The sequence below is a fragment of the Micromonospora sp. CNZ295 genome, from assembly GCF_004217535.1.
This window is the reverse complement of the sequence record NZ_SHKZ01000001.1, coordinates 35522-52653: the sequence shown is the minus strand read 5'-3', so window position 1 is coordinate 52653 and position 17132 is coordinate 35522. Positions and strand designations below refer to the sequence as shown.

Sequence of the window (17132 nt, the reverse complement as noted above, 5' to 3'; positions counted from 1 at the left end):
GAGCTGATGACCCGGGCACACCTCGACAAGACCATGACCATCCTGCTCGCCGGCGTCCTGGCCGGCCTCGTGCTCGCCGCCGCGGCCCTGCCGGCCGCGCTGGTGTTCGGGGTCGGCTTCTCGGCGCTCGCCGCGCCCTACTCGGAGCTGCCGAACACGCTGCGGACGCCGCCGACCGCCCAGCGGTCCAACCTGTACGCCAGCGACGGCACCACGCTGATCACGTCCTTCTACCAGGAGGACCGGGTGGACGTGCCGCTGCACGAGGTGGCCCCGGTGATGCGCCAGGCGATCGTCGCCGCCGAGGACGCCCGGTTCCACGAGCACAGCGGCGTGGACCTGCGCGGCGTGATCCGCGCGTTCACGAACAACAGCAGCGGCGGGACCCGGCAGGGCGCGTCGACCCTGACCATGCAGTACGTCCGGAACGTGCTCTCCAACGACCCGCGGCTCACCGAGCGCCAGCGCCGCGCGGCCACGGAGATCAGCACCACCCGCAAGGTCCAGGAGATGCGGTACGCGCTCGCGCTCGAACGCGAGCTGAGCAAGGACGAGATCCTCACCCGGTACCTCAACATCGCGTACTTCGGCGCCGGGGCGTACGGGGTGGCCGCCGCGAGCAAGCGCTACTTCTCCAAGTCGCCGGCCGAGCTGACGCTGGCCGAGGCGGCGCTGCTCGCCGGGCTGGTCCGCTCGCCGCACTCCGACGACCCGATCAACGGCGACGCCGACGCCGCCGTGCAGCGCCGCGCGTACGTGCTGACCCAGCTGGTCGAGACCGGGCAGGTGCCGCCCGCCGAGGCGGCGCGGGCCAACGTCGAGCCGCTCACGCTGCACCCCAGCGAGACGCCGAACGACTGCACGGCGGTGCCGGCGGCGCACAACGACTGGGGCTTCTTCTGCGACTGGTTCACCCGCTGGTGGAACGCGCAGGAGGCGTTCGGGAAGACCGTCGACGAGCGGCAGCTCGCGCTGCGCCGGGGCGGCTACTCGATCGTGGCGTCGCTGGACCCGGGGGTGCAGCGGGCCGCCACCGAGCAGGCCCGGGGCATCTACCCGGCGGATGCCCGGTACGCGCTGCCGACCGCGGTGGTCCAGCCCGGCACCGGCCGGGTGCTGGCCATGGCGGTGAACCGGAACTACAGCGTGGAGGCCAACCCGGCGGGGTGGAAGAACCGTCCGAACACGGTGAACCAGCTGGTGGCCGGCGGCGGTGCGATCCAGGGTTACCAGGCCGGCAGCACGTTCAAACTGTTCACCATGCTGGCCGCGCTGGAGTCGGGCCTGCCGCTGGCCACCGAGTTCGACGCGCCCGACCGCATCCGGACCGACTATCCGGCCTCCGGCCCGGCGAGCTGCGACGGGTACTGGTGCCCGCGCAACGCCAACTCGTCGATGGCCGGCGAGCACACCATGTGGACCGCGTTCGGCGTGTCGGTCAACACGTACTTCGCCTGGCTGACCGAGCGCGTCGGCGCGGACCGGGTGGTGGAGATGGCCGAGCGGCTGGGCGTCGTGTTCCGGGCCGAGGACGACGCGCGGCTGGCCCGCCACGGCGCCCGCGAGTGGGGACCGTTCACGCTTGGCGTGTCGGCGACCACCCCGCTCGACGTGGCAAACGCGTACGCCACGGTGGCGGCCGAGGGGACCTGGTGCGCACCGCTGCCGGTCGTGAAGATCACCGACGCGGCGGGGCGGCCGGTCGACGCCGCCCAGCCGGACTGCCGGCAGGTGGTGGACCGCGACGTGGCCCGGGCGGCGGCGGACGCCGCGCGCTGCTCGGTCGGCGACCAGTCGATGTACCGGGAATGCGACGGCGGCACCGCGGAGGACCTGCGCCGGCAGCTCGGTCGCCCGGTGGCCGGCAAGACCGGCAGCTCGGAGGGGTACGGCACGGAGACGGTCGTCGCCTTCACGCCGCAGCTCGCGGTCGCGGCGATCGCCGCCAACCCGGACGACCCGCGGGACGCGGTCGGCCGGACGGTGCAGAGCCGGATGGTGGGCGCGGTGGCCGAGCTGATGTCCTTCGCCCTGCGCGACCAGCCGGTGCTGGACTTCGTGCCGCCGAGCGAGGTGGTCGCCTTCGAGGTCACCGACGGCCGGCGGGGCGACTAGGCCCGGGCGGTGCCGCCGTCTCCGCGCCCCGCGCGATGTTGCGCGCCATCCCGCCGAAGACCACCGCGTGGAACGGCGCCACCACACCCCAGTACGCGTGGCCGGCCAGGCCCCGCGGCAGGAAGACGGCGCGCTGGTGGTACCGGCTGCCGCCGTCGTCGCCGGGCAGCGCCCGCAGCTCCAGCCAGGCCCGCCCGGGCAGGCGCATCTCGGCGCGTAACCGCAGCACCTCGCCGGGGATGATCTCCTCCACCCGCCAGAAGTCCAGCGCCTCGCCGACCTGGAGGTGGTGCGGGTCGCGCCGGCCCCGGCGCAGGCCCACCCCGCCGATCAGCCGGTCCAGCCAGCCGCGCACCGACCAGGCCAGCGGGAACGAGTACCAACCGTGCTCGCCGCCGACGCTCTCGATCACCCGCCACAGGGCGTCCGGGGGCGCGGCCACGGCCCGCTCCCGGACGTCGGTGTAGGCCGTGCCGCCGGACCACCGCGGGTCGCTCGGCAGCGGCTCGGCCGGCGCGTACGGGCCGGCGGCGGTGGACCACCGGGTTTCCACCTGCGCGTCGCGGACGTTCGCCAGCGCCAGCTCGACCGCCCGGTCGAAGCCGGTCAGCCCCTCCGGCGGGTCGGGCACGTACGCGGCGAGGTCGCGCTCGTGCGCCACCGCCTCGTGGATCAGGCTCTCCACCAGCGGCCGGGCGATCGCGTTCGGCACCGGCGTGATCAACCCGACCCAGTACGAGGAGAGCGCCGGGCTCAGCGCGCGGACCGGCACGATGCGTCGGCGGCGCAGGCCGGCCACCCGCGCGTACCGCTGCATCATGTCCTGGAACGTGAGCACGTCCGGGCCGGCCACGTCGAAGGAGCGGTTGACCTCCGGCGGGAGGTGGACCGCGCCCAGCAGGTAGCGCAGCACGTCGCGGATCGCGATCGGCTGGATCCGGTTGCGCACCCAGCGCGGGGTCACCATGACCGGCAGCCGCTCGGTCAGGTAGCGCAGCATCTCGAACGAGGCCGAGCCCGACCCGATGATCACCGCTGCGCGCAGGACCGCGGTGGGCACGCCGCTGGCCAGCAGGATGCGCCCCACCTCCGCCCGGGAGCGCAGGTGGGCGGAGGTGGCCGCCGCGCCCGCCGGCGGCTCCGGCCCGCCGAGGTAGACGATCCGGCGTACGCCGGCGGCGCGGGCCGCCTCGGCGAAGTTGGTGGCCGCCTCGCGGTCGGCGGCCTCGAACCCGGCCTGACCGAGCGAGTGCACCAGGTAGTAGGCGACGTCGATCCCCGCCAGTGCGGGCGCCAGCGTCTCCGGTTTCCGCAGGTCGGCCTCGATCACCTCGGTGCGGGACGCCCACGGCACGTCACGTAGCCGGCCGGCCCTGCGGACCAGGCAGCGTACGGTGTGTCCCTCGGCCAGCAGGCGGGGCGCCAGGCGCCCGCCGATGTAGCCCGTCGCTCCGGTGACCAGGCATCGCACGGCTTCCAGTGTGCGGCCCAATAGACTCTGGCGTCGTGGACATCGAGACGACGCCGACCTTCTGGGGACCGGACTTCGACCGGTTACGGGCGACCGACCCGGAGATCGCCGGCGTGGTCCTCGGCGAGCTGACCCGGCTGCGGGACGGTCTCCAGTTGATCGCCAGTGAGAATCTGACCTCGCCGGCCGTCCTCGCGGCGCTCGGCTCGACGCTCACCAACAAGTACGCCGAGGGCTACCCGGGCCGGCGCTACTACGGCGGCTGCGCCGAGGTGGACCGCGCCGAGGAGCTCGCGATCGCCCGGGCGAAGGAGCTGTTCGGCGCCGAGCACGCCAACGTCCAGCCGCACTCCGGCGCGAGCGCGAACCTGGCCGCGTACGCCGCCCTGGTCCAGCCCGGCGACACGGTGCTGGCGATGGACCTGCCGCACGGCGGTCACCTCACCCACGGCAGCCGGGTTAACTTCTCCGGCAAGTGGTTCGCCACCGTCGGCTACCCGGTGCGGCGGGACACCGAGCTGATCGACTACGACGAGGTGCGGGACCTGGCCCTCGCCCACCGGCCGAAGATGATCATCTGTGGCGCGACGGCGTATCCCCGCCTGATCGACTTCGCGCGCTTCCGGGCGATCGCCGACGAGGTCGACGCGTACCTCATGGTCGACGCCGCGCACTTCATCGGCCTGGTCGCCGGTGGGGTCATCCCCTCGCCGGTGCCGCACGCCGATGTCGTCTGCTTCACCACCCACAAGGTGCTGCGCGGCCCGCGCGGCGGCCTGATCCTCTGCCGGGAGTCGCTGGCCCAGCGCATCGACAAGGCGGTCTTCCCGTTCACCCAGGGCGGGCCGCTGATGCACGCCGTCGCGGCCAAGGCGGTCGCGCTGCGCGAGGCCGCGCAGCCCGCCTTCCGGGAGTACGCCGCGCAGGTGGTCGCCAACGCGCAGGTGCTCGCCGCCGGGCTGGCCGACGAGGGGATGCGCCCGGTCTCCGGTGGCACCGACACCCACCTCGCCCTGCTCGACCTGCGCGAGCTGGGCGTGACCGGCGCCGAGGCCGAGGTGCGGTGCGACGCCGCCGGCATCACGCTCAACAAGAACGCCATCCCGTACGACCCGCAGAAGCCGATGGTCGGCTCCGGCATCCGGGTGGGCACGCCCAGCGTCACCACCCGGGGCATGGGCGAGGCGGAGATGCGCCGCATCGCCGGCCTGATCGCCCGGGCGGTCCGCACCGATCCGGAGGCACCGGGCGGGGCGGCCGAGCTGGCCCGGGTGGCCACCGAGGTGACCGAGCTGGTCGCCCAGTTCCCGGCGTACCCCCGTGGCTGAGCCGGAGGTGCGCGAGCCGGCGGCGCGGACGGCCGGCGACCGGCGGTGGCGCCTGCGGCACCTGCCGGTGCTGCTCGCGGCCAGCGGTCTGCTCGCGGCGGCGGCCGCGGTGGTCGGCGCGCTGGCCGGCGGTGCCGAGGCGGCGCTCGGCGCGGCGCTCGGGGTCGCCGTGACGGTCGCCAGTTACACCCTGACCACCGTCGTGCTGGCGTGGGCCGACAGCGTCAACCCGCAGCTGGTGCTCCCGTTCGGCCTCGGCCTGTACGCCGCCAAGTTCACCCTGCTCGGCGTGGTGATGGTCAGCGTGGCCGCGACCGGCTGGGCCGGGCTGGTCCCGCTCTGCCTCGGCATCGCCGCCGGCGTGGTGGTGTGGACCGGCGCGCACTTCTGGTGGTTGACCAGGGTCCACGCGCGCCGGTCGGGTTAGCTGCCCGTCCCACAGCTCGGACGCCGGCGAAATGTGTCCGGCATGGGTCATTCTCTCGGTGGCGGAACGGGAGTAGCGTGCCCACAGACGACGCTGGCCGCCCGACGCCCACACAACGCCGGTTGTGCGGGGGGTGAGGCACAGCCTCGTATTCCCGGCTGATATCGTTCGCCCCGTCATGGCTGGTGACCAAACCCCCCGACCCAGCGGCGGCCCGGACGATGTTCCGTCCGGTGCCGGCCAGGGTTGGACCGCGCTCTCCTACCTGATCGCGGGCATGGGCGTGTGGGGCTTCATCGGCTGGCTGGTCGACCGGTGGCTCGACACCGGTGGCGTCGCCACCGGGATCGGGATCGTGCTCGGCATGGCCGGGGGCGTCATCCTGGTCATCCGCAAGCTCGGCACGCCTACTTAGGAAGGGACGCGGGTGTTCGGAACGGCGAACGTCCTGGCACAGGGCGAGGCAGCATTCCCTCCCAGCGTGGAGGATTTCTACCTGCCCAGCATCGTGCCCTGGGGTGCGGCGAACTCCTACTGGTTCACCAAGATCACCCTGATGGTCTGGCTCGCCGTCGGCGTGCTGATCATCTTCTTCCTGGCCAGCTACCGGAAGCCGCAGCTGGTGCCCACGAAGAAGCAGTGGGTCGCCGAGTCGGTCTACGGCTTCGTGCGCAACAACATCGCGGTCGACATGATCGGGCACGCGGGGGTGCGGTTCGCTCCGTACTTCACCACGCTGTTCTGCTTCATCCTGCTGACCAACTTCTTCGCGATCGTGCCGCTGTTCCAGGTCTCGCCGAACTCGCACATCGCCTTCCCGGCGTTCCTCGCGGTGATCAGCTACGTGCTCTTCATCTACGCCGGCATCCGGCACCACGGCGCGGGGAAGTTCTTCAAGAACTCGCTCATTCCGCCGGCGCCCTGGTACATCCTGCCGCTGCTGGTGCCGATCGAGGCGTTCTCGACCTTCATCATCCGGCCGTTCTCGCTGGCCGTGCGTCTCTTCGCGAACATGTTCGCCGGCCACATGCTCCTGCTGGTCTTCACGCTCGGCGGCTTCACGATGCTCAACGCCAACGTCCTGCTGGCGCCGGTCTCGGTGCTGTCCTGGGTGATGACCGTGGCGCTGACGCTCCTCGAAGCGCTGGTCATCGTCCTGCAGGCCTACGTCTTCACCGTGCTGAGCGCCAGCTACGTGCAGGGCGCGCTCGCCGACGAACACTGATCCACCGCACCAACCGTTGTCGTCCCGCGTGACCGTCACGCGTGATAACCAGGAGGAACCCACTAATGGACATCGTCGCCGCGGTAGAGGGCAGCACCGCCGCCATCGGCTACGGCCTCGCCGCCATCGGCCCGGGTATCGGCGTCGGCCTGGTCTTCGCCGCCTACATCCAGTCGACCGCCCGCCAGCCGGAGTCGTCGCGGATGACCCTGCCGTACGTCTGGATCGGCTTCGCCGTCATCGAGGCGCTCGCGCTGTTCGGCATCGCCTTCGGCTTCATCTGGGCTGGCTGACCCCCGCCCTTCGACCGGGAGGTTTCCCATGTACTTCCTCGCCGCAGAAGGTGGTGAAGGCGGCCACAACCCGATCGTCCCGATCTGGCAGGAGATCGTGGTCGGTGGCATCGCCTTCGCCGTGCTCGCCTTCGTGCTGATGAAGTTCGTCTTCCCGCGGATGGAGCAGACGTTCCAGGCGCGGGTCGACGCGATCGAGGGTGGCATCAAGCGTGCCGAGGCCGCGCAGGCCGAGGCGAACCAGCTCCTCGAGCAGTACCGGGCGCAGCTCGCCGAGGCGCGGACCGACGCCGCCAAGATCCGGGACGACGCCCGGGCCGACGCGGAGGGCATCCGCCAGGACATCCTCGCCAAGGCGCGGGAGGAGTCCGACCGGATCATCGCGGCCGGCCGGGAGCAGCTCTCCGCCGAGCGGGCCACCATCGTGCGCGAGCTGCGCACCGAGGTCGGCGCGCTGGCGGTTGACCTGGCCAGCAAGATCGTCGGTGAGTCGCTCGCCGACGAGGCGCGTCGCAAGGGCACCGTCGACCGGTTCCTGAGCGGTCTCGAGAGCGCGGGGGCCCGCTGATGCAGGCCGCCAGCCGGGAGTCGTACAAGGTCGCGGCGGACCGCCTCGACGCGTACGTCCGTGGCGCGGAGCCGTCGGTGGTGGCCGCCACCGCCGACGAGCTCCTCTCCGTCGCCGACCTGCTGCGCCGGGAGCCGCGGCTGCGCCGGGCGCTCTCCGACCCGGCCCGCTCGGGCGAGGACCGTGCCGGCCTGCTCACCGGGATCCTCGGCGGCAAGGTCGGCGCGGACGCGCTCGACCTGCTGACCGTCCTGGTCTCCGGCCGCTGGTCGGCCCCGTCGGAACTCCTCGAAGGGGCCGAGCGGATCGGCGTGGAGGCGCTGCTGGCCGCCGCCGACAAGGCGGGGGACCTCGGCGAGGTCGAGGACGAGCTGTTCCGCTTCGGTCAGGTCGTGGCCGGTCAGTCGGCGCTGTCCAACGCGCTGTCCGACCCGATGGCCCCGCCCGCCCAGCGGGCCGTGCTCACCCGTGAGCTGCTCGCCGGCAAGGCCCGCCCGGTCACCGTCCGCCTCGTGGAGGTGGCGCTGGGCGGGTTCGGGGGACGCTCCTTCGTCGGGGCGCTCACCCGGCTGGTCGAGCTCGCCGCCGACCGGCGCGACCGGCAGGTGGCGTACGTGACCGTCGCGGCCCCGTTGAGTGAGGAGGAGGAGCGCCGGCTGGGCGCGACCCTCTCCGCGATATACGGTCGGGAGGTCTCCGTCAAGCAGACGGTGGACCCCGAGGTCCTCGGCGGCGTCAGCGTCCGGGTCGGCTCCGACCTGTACGACGGCACCGTTCTGCGCCGCCTCAACGAGACCCGCAACGCGCTCGCGAAGCGCTGAGCCGGCGCCGCCGCGCCAGCGCGCCCTGACTAGACGCCATTCGGACCGGTCGGTACTAGGTATCCCGGGCCCCTGAAACTTAAGGAAGCAGAGGATGGCCGAGCTGACCATCTCGACGGAGGAGATCCGCGGCGCCCTCGAGCGCTACGTCTCCGCCATCTCGTCCGACGTCTCCCGTGAGGAGGTCGGCACCGTCGCCGACGCCGGCGACGGCATCGCCCACGTCGAGGGCCTGCCCTCGACCATGACCAACGAGCTCCTGGAGTTCGAGGACGGCACGCTCGGCGTGGCGCTGAACCTCGACGTCCGGGAGATCGGTGTCGTCGTCCTCGGCGACTTCGCCGGGATCGAGGAGGGGCAGCGCGTCAAGCGCACCGGCCGGGTGCTCTCCGTGCCGGTCGGCGACGCCTTCCTCGGCCGCGTGGTCAACGCGCTCGGCCAGCCGATCGACGGCCTCGGCGACATCCCGACCGAGGGCTACCGCGAGCTGGAGCTCCAGGCCCCGAACGTGATGGCCCGGCAGTCCGTGTCCGAGCCGATGCAGACCGGCATCAAGGCCGTTGACGCCATGACGCCGATCGGCCGCGGTCAGCGTCAGCTGATCATCGGTGACCGCAAGACCGGCAAGACCACCATCGCCCTGGACACGATCCTCAACCAGCGCGACAACTGGCGCTCCGGCGACCCGAAGAAGCAGGTCCGCTGCATCTACGTCGCCGTCGGCCAGAAGGCCTCCACGATCGCCTCGATCAAGGGCCTCCTGGAGGAGTCGGGCGCGATGGAGTACACCACCATCGTCGCCTCCCCGGCCTCCGACCCGGCCGGCTTCAAGTACCTCGCCCCGTACACCGGTTCGTCCATCGGGCAGCACTGGATGTACGGCGGCAAGCACGTCCTGATCGTCTTCGACGACCTGAGCAAGCAGGCCGAGGCGTACCGGGCCGTGTCGCTGCTGCTGCGCCGCCCGCCGGGCCGGGAGGCGTACCCGGGTGACGTCTTCTACCTGCACTCCCGGCTGCTGGAGCGCTGCGCGAAGCTCTCCGACGAGATGGGCGGCGGCTCGATGACCGGTCTGCCGATCATCGAGACCAAGGCGAACGACATCTCGGCGTTCATCCCGACCAACGTCATCTCGATCACCGACGGCCAGATCTTCCTCGAGACCGACCTGTTCAACCAGGGCGTCCGGCCGGCCATCAACGTCGGCACCTCGGTCTCCCGGGTCGGTGGCGCCGCGCAGGTGAAGCCGATGAAGAAGGTCGCCGGTTCGCTGCGGCTCAACCTCGCCCAGTACCGCGAGCTGGAGGCGTTCGCCGCCTTCGCCTCCGACCTGGACAAGGCCTCCCGGGCCCAGCTGGAGCGCGGCTCCCGCCTGGTCGAGCTGCTGAAGCAGCCGAACTACTCGCCGTACCCGGTGCAGGAGCAGGTCGTCTCGGTCTGGGCCGGCACCGAGGGCAAGCTGGACGACATCCCGGTCGGCGAGGTCCGGCGCTTCGAGTCCGAGTTCCTCCAGTACCTGCGCCACAAGCACGAGGGCGTCCTGGCGGGGATCGCGGACAACAAGTGGGACGACGAGATCGTCGGCTCCCTCGACGCGGCGATCACCGATTTCAAGAAGCTCTTCCTTGGCAAGGAGGAGGAGCGGCGGGTCAACGACCCCGAGGCGAAGCCGCTGGAGGGCGAGGAGAACCGCGAGACGGTGACCCGGTTCCGCGACGGCACCACCGACCGTCCGGCCGAGAGCTGACCGATGGCCGCCCAGGTACGCGTACTTCGCCAACGGATCCGCGCGGCGAAGTCGATGAAGAAGATCACCAAGGCGATGGAGCTCGTCGCGACGAGCCGCATCGCCAAGGCCCAGGCCCGGGTGGAGGCGTCGCTGCCGTACGCCCGGGCCATCACCGGGGTGCTCACGGCGCTGGCGTCCAACGCGCGGATCGACCACCCGCTGCTCACCCCGCGTGAGCGGGTGCGGCGGGCCGGTGTCCTCCTGGTCACCAGCGACCGGGGCCTGGCCGGTGGCTACAGCACCAACGCCATCAAGACCGCGGAGTCGCTGATCGCCCGGCTGCGCGCCGACGGCAAGGAGCCCGTGCTCTACGTCATCGGCCGCAAGGGCGTCCAGTACTACCGGTTCCGCAACCGGCCGATCGAGGCGAACTGGACCGGGTTCTCGGAGCAGCCGACCTTCGCCGACGCCCGCGAGGTGGGCCAGACGCTGATCAAGGCGTTCTCGGCCGGCGCGGACGACGTCGACGGCGCCCCCGGGCCCGACGGGGTGCTCGGCATCGACGAGCTGCACATCGTCTACACCGAGTTCAAGTCCCTGATGACCCAGACCCCGGTCGCGAAGATCATCGGGCCGATGGAGGTCGAGGACCGGCCACGGTCCGAGGGCCTGCTCCCGGCGTACGAGTTCGAGCCGGAGGCGGAGGCGCTGCTCGACGCGCTGCTGCCGAAGTACATCAACACGCGGATCTACGCGGCGTTGATCGAGTCGGCGGCGAGCGAGTCGGCGGCCCGGCGGCGGGCGATGAAGAGCGCCACCGACAACGCCGAAGAGATGATCGAGAAGTACACGCGCGAGATGAACTCGGCCCGCCAGGCCGGGATCACCCAGGAGATCAGTGAGATCGTCGGCGGCGCGAACGCGCTGGCCGCGTCGGGAAGTGAAGTGTGATGACTGCCCCAGTAGAGACCAAGACGGCCACCGGTCGCGTGGTCCGGGTCATCGGCCCGGTCGTCGACGCCGAGTTCCCGCGCGACGCCATGCCGGAACTGTTCAACGCCCTGCACGTGGACGTGACGCTGTCCGGCGGCGAGAAGACGCTGACCCTCGAGGTCGCCCAGCACCTGGGTGACAACGTGGTCCGCGCCATCTCGATGCAGCCGACCGACGGTCTGGTGCGTGGCGCCGAGGTACGCGACTCCGGCTCGCCGATCAAGGTGCCGGTGGGCGACGCGGTCAAGGGCCACGTCTTCAACGCGATCGGCGAGGTCCTCAACCTCCGCGAGGGCGAGACGCTCAACCCGGACGACCACTGGCAGATCCACCGCAAGGCCCCGGCCTTCGCGGACCTGGAGCCGAAGACCGAGATGCTGGAGACCGGCATCAAGGTCATCGACCTGCTCGCCCCGTACGTGAAGGGCGGCAAGATCGGCCTGTTCGGCGGCGCCGGTGTGGGCAAGACGGTGCTCATCCAGGAGATGATCACCCGGGTCGCCCGCAACTTCGGTGGTACCTCGGTCTTCGCCGGCGTGGGTGAGCGCACCCGCGAGGGCAACGACCTCATCGCCGAGATGACCGAGTCCGGCGTCATCGACAAGACCGCGCTGGTCTACGGCCAGATGGACGAGCCGCCGGGCACCCGGCTGCGGGTCGCCCTCTCCGCCCTGACCATGGCGGAGTACTTCCGCGACGTGCAGAAGCAGGAGGTGCTGCTCTTCATCGACAACATCTTCCGCTTCACCCAGGCCGGTTCCGAGGTGTCCACGCTGCTCGGCCGTATGCCGAGCGCCGTGGGTTACCAGCCGACCCTGGCCGACGAGATGGGCGAGCTGCAGGAGCGGATCACCTCCGTCCGGGGTCAGGCCATCACCTCGATGCAGGCGATCTACGTGCCCGCCGACGACTACACCGACCCGGCGCCGGCCACCACGTTCGCCCACCTGGACGCGACCACCAACCTGGAGCGGTCGATCTCCGACAAGGGCATCTACCCGGCGGTGGACCCGCTGGCGTCCTCGTCCCGGATCCTCGCGCCGGAGTTCGTCGGCGAGGAGCACTTCGCGGTGGCCACCGAGGTCAAGCGGATCCTGCAGCGCTACAAGGACCTGCAGGACATCATCGCCATCCTCGGTATCGAGGAGCTCTCCGAGGAGGACAAGCTCACCGTCGGCCGGGCCCGCCGGATCGAGCGCTTCCTGTCGCAGAACACCTACGCCGCCGAGCAGTTCACCGGCGTGCCGGGCTCGACGGTCCCGATCAAGGAGACCATCGAGGCGTTCAAGAAGATCAGCGAGGGCGAGTACGACCACTTCCCCGAGCAGGCCTTCTTCATGTGCGGCGGTCTTGAGGACCTGGAGCGCAAGGCCAAGGAGCTGATGGCGCAGGGCTGAGCCCCGCCGCTGGCGACCGCCGCCGGGCACCACCCGTCGGCGACCCGGGAGGCCGTTCCGAGTGATCTCGGGGCGGCCTCCCGTTTCTTCTCCGTCCCGTGATCGTCGCTGTCCGTTTCCGGCAGTCGGCGATCATGCCGGGTGCGAGGTACCGTTCATGCGCGCGCGTCCGAGCATGCGCGCGGAATCGTGCAACCATTCGGCTGCGTGCGCCCGTCTCCTGATCGTGGGCGTGACGAACGGAGATGATCGTGGGTAAGGCCGGAAAGGGCCGCGGGACGAAGAAGCCGTCCGTGTGGGCGGGCGTACCGCGGTGGGCCCAGGTCTGCACGGTCTTCGGTGCTGTACTGATGCTCCTCAGCGGCGCGGTGCTGGTGGGCACCGAGGCCCTGATGGCCCGCTACGAGGGCGCGGTGGGCAAGGCGGACCTCTTCGGCGACCAGGCGGCCGGCGCAAAGGAACGCAAGAGCGACATCAAGGGTCCGCTCAACATCCTGCTGGTCGGCATCGACCCCCGAAGGCCGGAGCAGCCGCCGCTGGCCGACTCGATCATGGTGCTGCACGTACCGGAGAGCCTCGACCGGGCGTACCTGTTCTCCCTGCCGCGTGACCTCTACGTCGAGATCCCCCGCTTCGAGAAGGGCGGCTACAACGGCGGTCGGGACAAGCTGAACGCGGCGATGTCGTACGGCAGCCGCAAGAACGGCCAGAACCCCAGCGCGGCACAGGGCTTCGAACTGCTCGCGAAGACGGTCCAGCAGGTGACCGGAATCGAACGGTTCGACGCCGGCGCGATCATCAACTTCAGTGGCTTCGTCAAGATCGTCGACGCGATGGGCGGCGTCACGATGAACATCGAGCGCGAGGTGCGCTCGGAGCACCGCCGCCCGGACGGCACCCACCGTGAGCCCAGGCCCGGAGGCGGGGGGTACGTCGGCCCGCAGGCGGTCTACCCGAAGGGCAAGCAGCACCTGGAGGGCTGGCAGGCGCTGGACTACGTCCGCCAGCGCTACCCGAAGAACGGCGTGCCGGACGGCGACTACGGCCGGCAGCGCCACCAGCAGCAGTTCGTCAAGGCGATGGCGGGCCAGGCGTTCAGCGCCGACGTGGTGACCAACCCGATCAAGCTGGACCGGGTGCTCCGGGCCGCCGGTCAGTCGCTGGTCTTCAACGGTCGGGGGCACAGCGTGGTCGACTTCGCCCTCGCGTTGAAGAACCTCCGCCCGAACAACATCCAGATGATCAAACTGCCGGGTGGCGGCATCATCGAGGGCGGGAAGTACCGGGGCGAGCGCTTCGAGCCGGCCGTGCAGGACTTCTTCGACGCGCTGCAGGCCGAGCAGCTCGACGCGTTCCTGCTGGAGCACCCCAAGTTCCAGAACGAGGCGGGCTGACCGCCCACCCGTTCCCGGCCGGGACGGGCCCGAGTGGCGTAGGTCTCGCCACCCGCGTTACGGGCCAGCAGGTGGCGAGACTAGACTTTCGGCATCCCGCCGCCGCAGCAAGGAGACAGCGTGGCACAGCAGCTTCACGTCGAGCTCGTAGCCGTCGAGGAGAAGGTCTGGTCCGGCGAGGCCGAGATGGTCGTCGCCCGGACGACCGAGGGTGAGCTGGGTGTGCTGCCGGGGCACGCGCCCCTGCTCGGCCAGCTCGCCGAGCCCGGCCAGGTCCGCATCAAGCTGGCCGGCGGTGAGCAGATCTCCTACGAGGTGGCCGGCGGCTTCCTCTCGGTGAGCGATGCGGGCGTCACCGTCCTGGCCGAGAGCGCCACCCCGGTCTCCGCCGCGCAGGGCCGCTGAGCTTCGCCCGAGATGGAGATCGTCGAAGGGATCGGAATCGGCGTCGCCGTCATCCTCGGCGCGCTCCTGATCCTCTTCGTCCGGCGGGCGCTGGTCGCCCGCAGCGGGGGCATCATCCGGCTCAGCGTCCGGACCTCCACGATGCTCGACGGTCGAGGCTGGGCCCCCGGCTTCGGCCGGTTCGTCGGCGACGAGCTCCGGTGGTACCGGATGTTCAGCTTCGCCCTCCGCCCCAAGCGGGTTCTCTCCCGCAAGGGGCTGGCCGTCGAGCGACGGCGGCTGCCCGAGGGGCAGGAGCGGCTCGCGATGCCCGCCGACTGGGTCATCCTCCGCTGTACCAGTCACCATGCCCCGGTCGAGATCGCCATGGCGCGCTCCACCGTAACCGGGTTCCTCTCCTGGCTCGAGGCCGCCCCTCCGGGGGCGGTCTCGCCGCGTCTGGCCTCCCAGGACTGGCCCGCTGCCTGAGTCCGTCCTGGGTGCGGCTTCAGCGCGTCACCATGCCTTCTGTCTCCTGTCGTCACCGGTTTGCCGAGGCGACGAGTTCGACTTCGTACCCCTGGTTGTCGGCGAGGTAGGCGGCGTAGGTTTCCGGGCCGCCGGCGTGGGGATGGCGGTCCGGAAACAGCAGTGACCAGCCGTGCGCCGGCGCGGCCGCGACCAACCGGTCGACGGCGGCCGGCGGGCCGGCGTGGAAGGCCAGGTGGTTGAGGCCGGGGGAGCGGCGGTCGTGGACCTGCCCGGAGAGCGCCGGGGAGCACTCCAACACCAGGTAGGTGGGGCCGAGCCGCCAGGAGCGGCCGGCCGGCCACTCCTGGAACGGCAGCCAGCCCAGTTCGCCAAGGAGCCAGCCCCAACTGCGGATGGCTGCCGCCAGGTCGGGTACCCACACCTCGACGTGATGCAGCGCGCCGGCGCGGGGAGCCGACGGATCAGACGGTTGCGGGGTCAGCGGTTGCCGCCCGGCACCCATAGCACATCGCCGTCCGGATTTGCCGTTCTTGCCAGGATGAAGAGCAGATCGGAGAGCCGGTTGAGATACTTTGCCGGGAGAGGGCTGGTCCGGTCGGGATCGTGCGCGACCAGGGCCCATGCCGTGCGCTCGGCGCGCCGGGCGGTCGTCCGCGCCACGTGCAGCAGCGCCGCGCCAGCGGTGCCGCCGGGGAGGATGAAGGAGTCGAGCTTGCTCAGGCGTGCGTTGTACTCGTCGCACCAGCCCTCGAGGCGCTCGACGTACTCCTCGGTGACGCGCAGCGGCGGGTACTTCGGGTTCGGCTCGACCGGGGTGGACAGGTCGGCACCCACGTCGAACATGTCGTTCTGGATCGACCCGAGGACCGTCCGCAACTCCTCGTCGAGCTGTCCGAGAGCGAGTGCGACGCCGATCGCGGCGTTGCACTCGTCGACGTCGGCGTACGCGGCGATGCGCGGATCGGTCTTCGGCACCTGCTCGTTGTTGCTCAGCCTGGTCGTGCCGGCATCGCCGGCCTTGGTGTAGATGCGCGTGAGGTGGACGGCCATGACGCACAGCCTACGGATACCGGAACTGACCATCCCGGCGCGGCCGGAGTCGGGCTGGCCGGCCGGCGTGGGGCCCGGGACCGCGGCGGATCCGGCGGCCTGCGACGTCGACGTCATCCGGGTCCGCGGCGGCGCCCGGCTGGCCGGGACCGTGCACGTGGTGGGCGCCAAGAACTCGGCCCTGAAACTCATGGCCGCGGCGCTGCTCGCGCCCGGCCGTAGCGTCATCACCAACGTCCCGCGGATCACCGACATCGCGATCATGGGGGAGGTACTGCGCCGGCTCGGTTGCGGGGTCCGGTTCGACGCGGACGACCCGGTGGACCCGATGGTGGCGCACGGCGGTGTCGCCCGGTCCCGGTCGGTGGTCATCGACGTACCGGACGTGCCCGGGACCGAGGCGGACTACGACCTGGTCCGCCGCCTGCGCGCGTCGATCTGCGTGCTCGGCCCGCTGCTGGCCCGCCGCGGCGGCGTCCGCGTCGCGCACCCGGGTGGCGACGCGATCGGCTCGCGCGGGCTGGACATGCACGTGTCCGGGCTGACCCGGATGGGTGCCGAGATCTCCGGCGAGCACGGCTTCGTGATCGCCTCGGCCCCGGACGGCCTGCGCGGCGCCGACATCGTGCTGGACTTCCCGAGTGTCGGCGCCACCGAGAACCTGGTGATGGCGGCGGTGCTCGCCGAGGGCACGACGGTCATCGACAACGCCGCCCGGGAACCCGAGATCGTCGACATCTGCACGATGCTCAACCAGATGGGCGCCCGCATCGACGGGGCCGGTACCTCGACGCTGACCATCGTGGGGGTCCCCGGGCTGCGCCCGGTGCGGCACGCCACGGTGGGCGACCGGATCGTCGCCGGGACCTGGGCCTTCGGCGCGGCGATGACCCGTGGGGACGTGACCGTGACCGGGGTGCCTCCGGCCTTCCTCGAAGTGGCCCTGGACAAGCTGGTGTCCGCGGGCGGGCTGGTGGAGACCCGCCAGGACGCCTTCCGGATCCGGATGGCCGACCGCCCGCGCGCCGTGGACGTGGTCACGCTGCCGTACCCCGGCTTCGCCACCGACCTGCTGCCGATGGCGATCGGGCTCGCCGCGGTCAGCGACGGCGCCTCCCTGATCACCGAGAACATCTTCGACGGCCGGTTCATGTTCGCCAACGAGATGATGCGCCTGGGAGCGGACATCAAGACCGACGGGCACCACGCCGTGGTACGCGGCCGGCACCGCCTCTCCGGCGCGCCGGTCCGGGCGACCGACATCCGGGCGGGCGCCGGCCTGATCATCGCCGGCCTCTGCGCCGACGGCGTCACGGAGGTCTCGCACGTGCACCACGTCGACCGGGGCTACCCGGACTTCGTGGCGGACCTGCGGGCCCTGGGTGTGGAGGTCGACCGCGGCACCGCGCCCGAGGAGCCGGACCTGGTGATCTGACCGCCCTTAG

Annotated in this window: 18 protein-coding genes; 15 read left to right on the top strand and 3 right to left on the bottom strand. The window is 71.4% G+C overall.

Going from position 1 to position 17132, the window contains the following annotated elements; translation table 11 throughout:
- The first annotated feature begins 6 nt into the window (after nt 1-6).
- On the top strand, nt 7-2115 hold the full coding sequence (locus EV376_RS00220; protein WP_130320149.1) for a transglycosylase domain-containing protein: 2109 nt from the start codon (nt 7-9) through the stop codon (nt 2113-2115).
- Here EV376_RS00220 and EV376_RS00215 read toward each other — a convergent pair.
- Entirely contained in the window at nt 2090-3586 is a 1497-nt protein-coding gene (locus tag EV376_RS00215) for an SDR family oxidoreductase (protein ID WP_130320148.1), read from the bottom strand. The two genes, EV376_RS00220 and EV376_RS00215, sit on opposite strands and share 26 nt — an antisense overlap.
- Before the next feature lie 41 nt (nt 3587-3627).
- On the opposite strand from EV376_RS00215, the gene EV376_RS00210 reads away from it, so the two are divergent.
- The 13 genes from EV376_RS00210 to EV376_RS00150 all read left to right on the top strand — a co-directional run bounded on the left by EV376_RS00210 (nt 3628) and on the right by EV376_RS00150 (nt 14634).
- Nucleotides 3628-4914 carry a serine hydroxymethyltransferase gene (locus EV376_RS00210; protein WP_207228474.1) on the top strand — a complete coding sequence of 429 codons (1287 nt, stop codon included), beginning with the start codon at nt 3628-3630 and terminating at the stop codon, nt 4912-4914.
- The gene (locus tag EV376_RS00205) at nt 4907-5341 is read left to right on the top strand and encodes a hypothetical protein (protein ID WP_207227984.1); all 435 of its coding nucleotides are present in this window, start codon (nt 4907-4909) and stop codon (nt 5339-5341) included. The genes EV376_RS00210 and EV376_RS00205 overlap by 8 nt, the downstream gene beginning before the upstream one ends.
- Before the next feature lie 178 nt (nt 5342-5519).
- On the top strand, nt 5520-5756 hold the full coding sequence (locus EV376_RS00200) for an AtpZ/AtpI family protein (RefSeq protein WP_130320146.1): 237 nt from the start codon (nt 5520-5522) through the stop codon (nt 5754-5756).
- A 12-nt stretch (nt 5757-5768) separates the two neighbouring features.
- Entirely contained in the window at nt 5769-6566 is a 798-nt protein-coding gene (gene atpB / locus EV376_RS00195) for a F0F1 ATP synthase subunit A (protein ID WP_130320145.1), read from the top strand.
- Between the two features lie 65 nt (nt 6567-6631).
- Entirely contained in the window at nt 6632-6859 is a 228-nt protein-coding gene (locus EV376_RS00190; RefSeq protein WP_130320144.1) for an ATP synthase F0 subunit C, read from the top strand.
- Between the two features lie 28 nt (nt 6860-6887).
- Nucleotides 6888-7427: a F0F1 ATP synthase subunit B gene (locus EV376_RS00185; RefSeq protein WP_130320143.1), complete on the top strand. Its 540-nt coding sequence runs from the start codon at nt 6888-6890 to the stop codon at nt 7425-7427.
- Nucleotides 7427-8248: a F0F1 ATP synthase subunit delta gene (locus EV376_RS00180; RefSeq protein WP_130320142.1), complete on the top strand. Its 822-nt coding sequence runs from the start codon at nt 7427-7429 to the stop codon at nt 8246-8248. The genes EV376_RS00185 and EV376_RS00180 overlap by 1 nt, the downstream gene beginning before the upstream one ends.
- Nucleotides 8249-8342: 94 nt before the next feature.
- On the top strand, nt 8343-9995 hold the full coding sequence (gene atpA / locus EV376_RS00175; protein WP_130320141.1) for a F0F1 ATP synthase subunit alpha: 1653 nt from the start codon (nt 8343-8345) through the stop codon (nt 9993-9995).
- A gap of 3 nt (nt 9996-9998) precedes the next feature.
- Entirely contained in the window at nt 9999-10928 is a 930-nt protein-coding gene (locus EV376_RS00170; RefSeq protein WP_130320140.1) for a F0F1 ATP synthase subunit gamma, read from the top strand.
- Nucleotides 10928-12367 (top strand): F0F1 ATP synthase subunit beta, encoded by a 1440-nt coding sequence (gene atpD, locus EV376_RS00165; protein ID WP_130320139.1) that lies wholly within the window; start codon nt 10928-10930, stop codon nt 12365-12367. Before EV376_RS00170 ends, atpD begins: the two co-directional genes overlap by 1 nt.
- 245 nt (nt 12368-12612) lie before the next feature.
- The gene (locus tag EV376_RS00160; protein WP_130320138.1) at nt 12613-13761 is read left to right on the top strand and encodes an LCP family protein; all 1149 of its coding nucleotides are present in this window, start codon (nt 12613-12615) and stop codon (nt 13759-13761) included.
- A gap of 120 nt (nt 13762-13881) precedes the next feature.
- The gene (locus tag EV376_RS00155) at nt 13882-14166 is read left to right on the top strand and encodes a F0F1 ATP synthase subunit epsilon (protein ID WP_130320137.1); all 285 of its coding nucleotides are present in this window, start codon (nt 13882-13884) and stop codon (nt 14164-14166) included.
- A gap of 12 nt (nt 14167-14178) precedes the next feature.
- Nucleotides 14179-14634: a DUF2550 domain-containing protein gene (locus EV376_RS00150; RefSeq protein ID WP_130320136.1), complete on the top strand. Its 456-nt coding sequence runs from the start codon at nt 14179-14181 to the stop codon at nt 14632-14634.
- Nucleotides 14635-14686: 52 nt separating this feature from the next.
- On the opposite strand, the gene EV376_RS00145 is transcribed toward EV376_RS00150, so the two are convergent.
- Together EV376_RS00145 and EV376_RS00140 are read right to left on the bottom strand one after the other, a co-directional pair.
- Nucleotides 14687-15139 carry a VOC family protein gene (locus EV376_RS00145; RefSeq protein WP_130320135.1) on the bottom strand — a complete coding sequence of 151 codons (453 nt, stop codon included), beginning with the start codon at nt 15137-15139 and terminating at the stop codon, nt 14687-14689.
- The gene (locus tag EV376_RS00140; protein ID WP_130320134.1) at nt 15115-15687 is read right to left on the bottom strand and encodes a cob(I)yrinic acid a,c-diamide adenosyltransferase; all 573 of its coding nucleotides are present in this window, start codon (nt 15685-15687) and stop codon (nt 15115-15117) included. The genes EV376_RS00145 and EV376_RS00140 overlap by 25 nt, the downstream gene beginning before the upstream one ends.
- On the opposite strand from EV376_RS00140, the gene murA reads away from it, so the two are divergent.
- On the top strand, nt 15686-17122 hold the full coding sequence (murA, locus tag EV376_RS00135) for a UDP-N-acetylglucosamine 1-carboxyvinyltransferase (protein WP_130320133.1): 1437 nt from the start codon (nt 15686-15688) through the stop codon (nt 17120-17122). The two genes, EV376_RS00140 and murA, sit on opposite strands and share 2 nt — an antisense overlap.
- Nucleotides 17123-17132: the final 10 nt, after the last annotated feature.

What these genes read in the sequence shown, in the direction of transcription:
- EV376_RS00220 (WP_130320149.1), top strand. Translation starts at nt 7, where the DNA reads ATGACCCGGGCACACCTCGACAAGACCATGACCATCCTGCTCGCCGGC.
- EV376_RS00200 (WP_130320146.1), top strand. Translation starts at nt 5,520, where the DNA reads ATGGCTGGTGACCAAACCCCCCGACCCAGCGGCGGCCCGGACGATGTT.
- EV376_RS00190 (WP_130320144.1), top strand. Translation starts at nt 6,632, where the DNA reads ATGGACATCGTCGCCGCGGTAGAGGGCAGCACCGCCGCCATCGGCTAC.
- EV376_RS00185 (WP_130320143.1), top strand. Translation starts at nt 6,888, where the DNA reads ATGTACTTCCTCGCCGCAGAAGGTGGTGAAGGCGGCCACAACCCGATC.
- EV376_RS00180 (WP_130320142.1), top strand. Translation starts at nt 7,427, where the DNA reads ATGCAGGCCGCCAGCCGGGAGTCGTACAAGGTCGCGGCGGACCGCCTC.
- atpA (WP_130320141.1), top strand. Translation starts at nt 8,343, where the DNA reads ATGGCCGAGCTGACCATCTCGACGGAGGAGATCCGCGGCGCCCTCGAG.
- EV376_RS00170 (WP_130320140.1), top strand. Translation starts at nt 9,999, where the DNA reads ATGGCCGCCCAGGTACGCGTACTTCGCCAACGGATCCGCGCGGCGAAG.
- atpD (WP_130320139.1), top strand. Translation starts at nt 10,928, where the DNA reads ATGACTGCCCCAGTAGAGACCAAGACGGCCACCGGTCGCGTGGTCCGG.
- EV376_RS00160 (WP_130320138.1), top strand. Translation starts at nt 12,613, where the DNA reads ATGATCGTGGGTAAGGCCGGAAAGGGCCGCGGGACGAAGAAGCCGTCC.
- EV376_RS00150 (WP_130320136.1), top strand. Translation starts at nt 14,179, where the DNA reads ATGGAGATCGTCGAAGGGATCGGAATCGGCGTCGCCGTCATCCTCGGC.
- EV376_RS00145 (WP_130320135.1), bottom strand. Translation starts at nt 15,139, where the DNA reads ATGGGTGCCGGGCGGCAACCGCTGACCCCGCAACCGTCTGATCCGTCG.
- murA (WP_130320133.1), top strand. Translation starts at nt 15,686, where the DNA reads ATGACGCACAGCCTACGGATACCGGAACTGACCATCCCGGCGCGGCCG.
- EV376_RS00140 (WP_130320134.1), bottom strand. Translation starts at nt 15,687, where the DNA reads ATGGCCGTCCACCTCACGCGCATCTACACCAAGGCCGGCGATGCCGGC.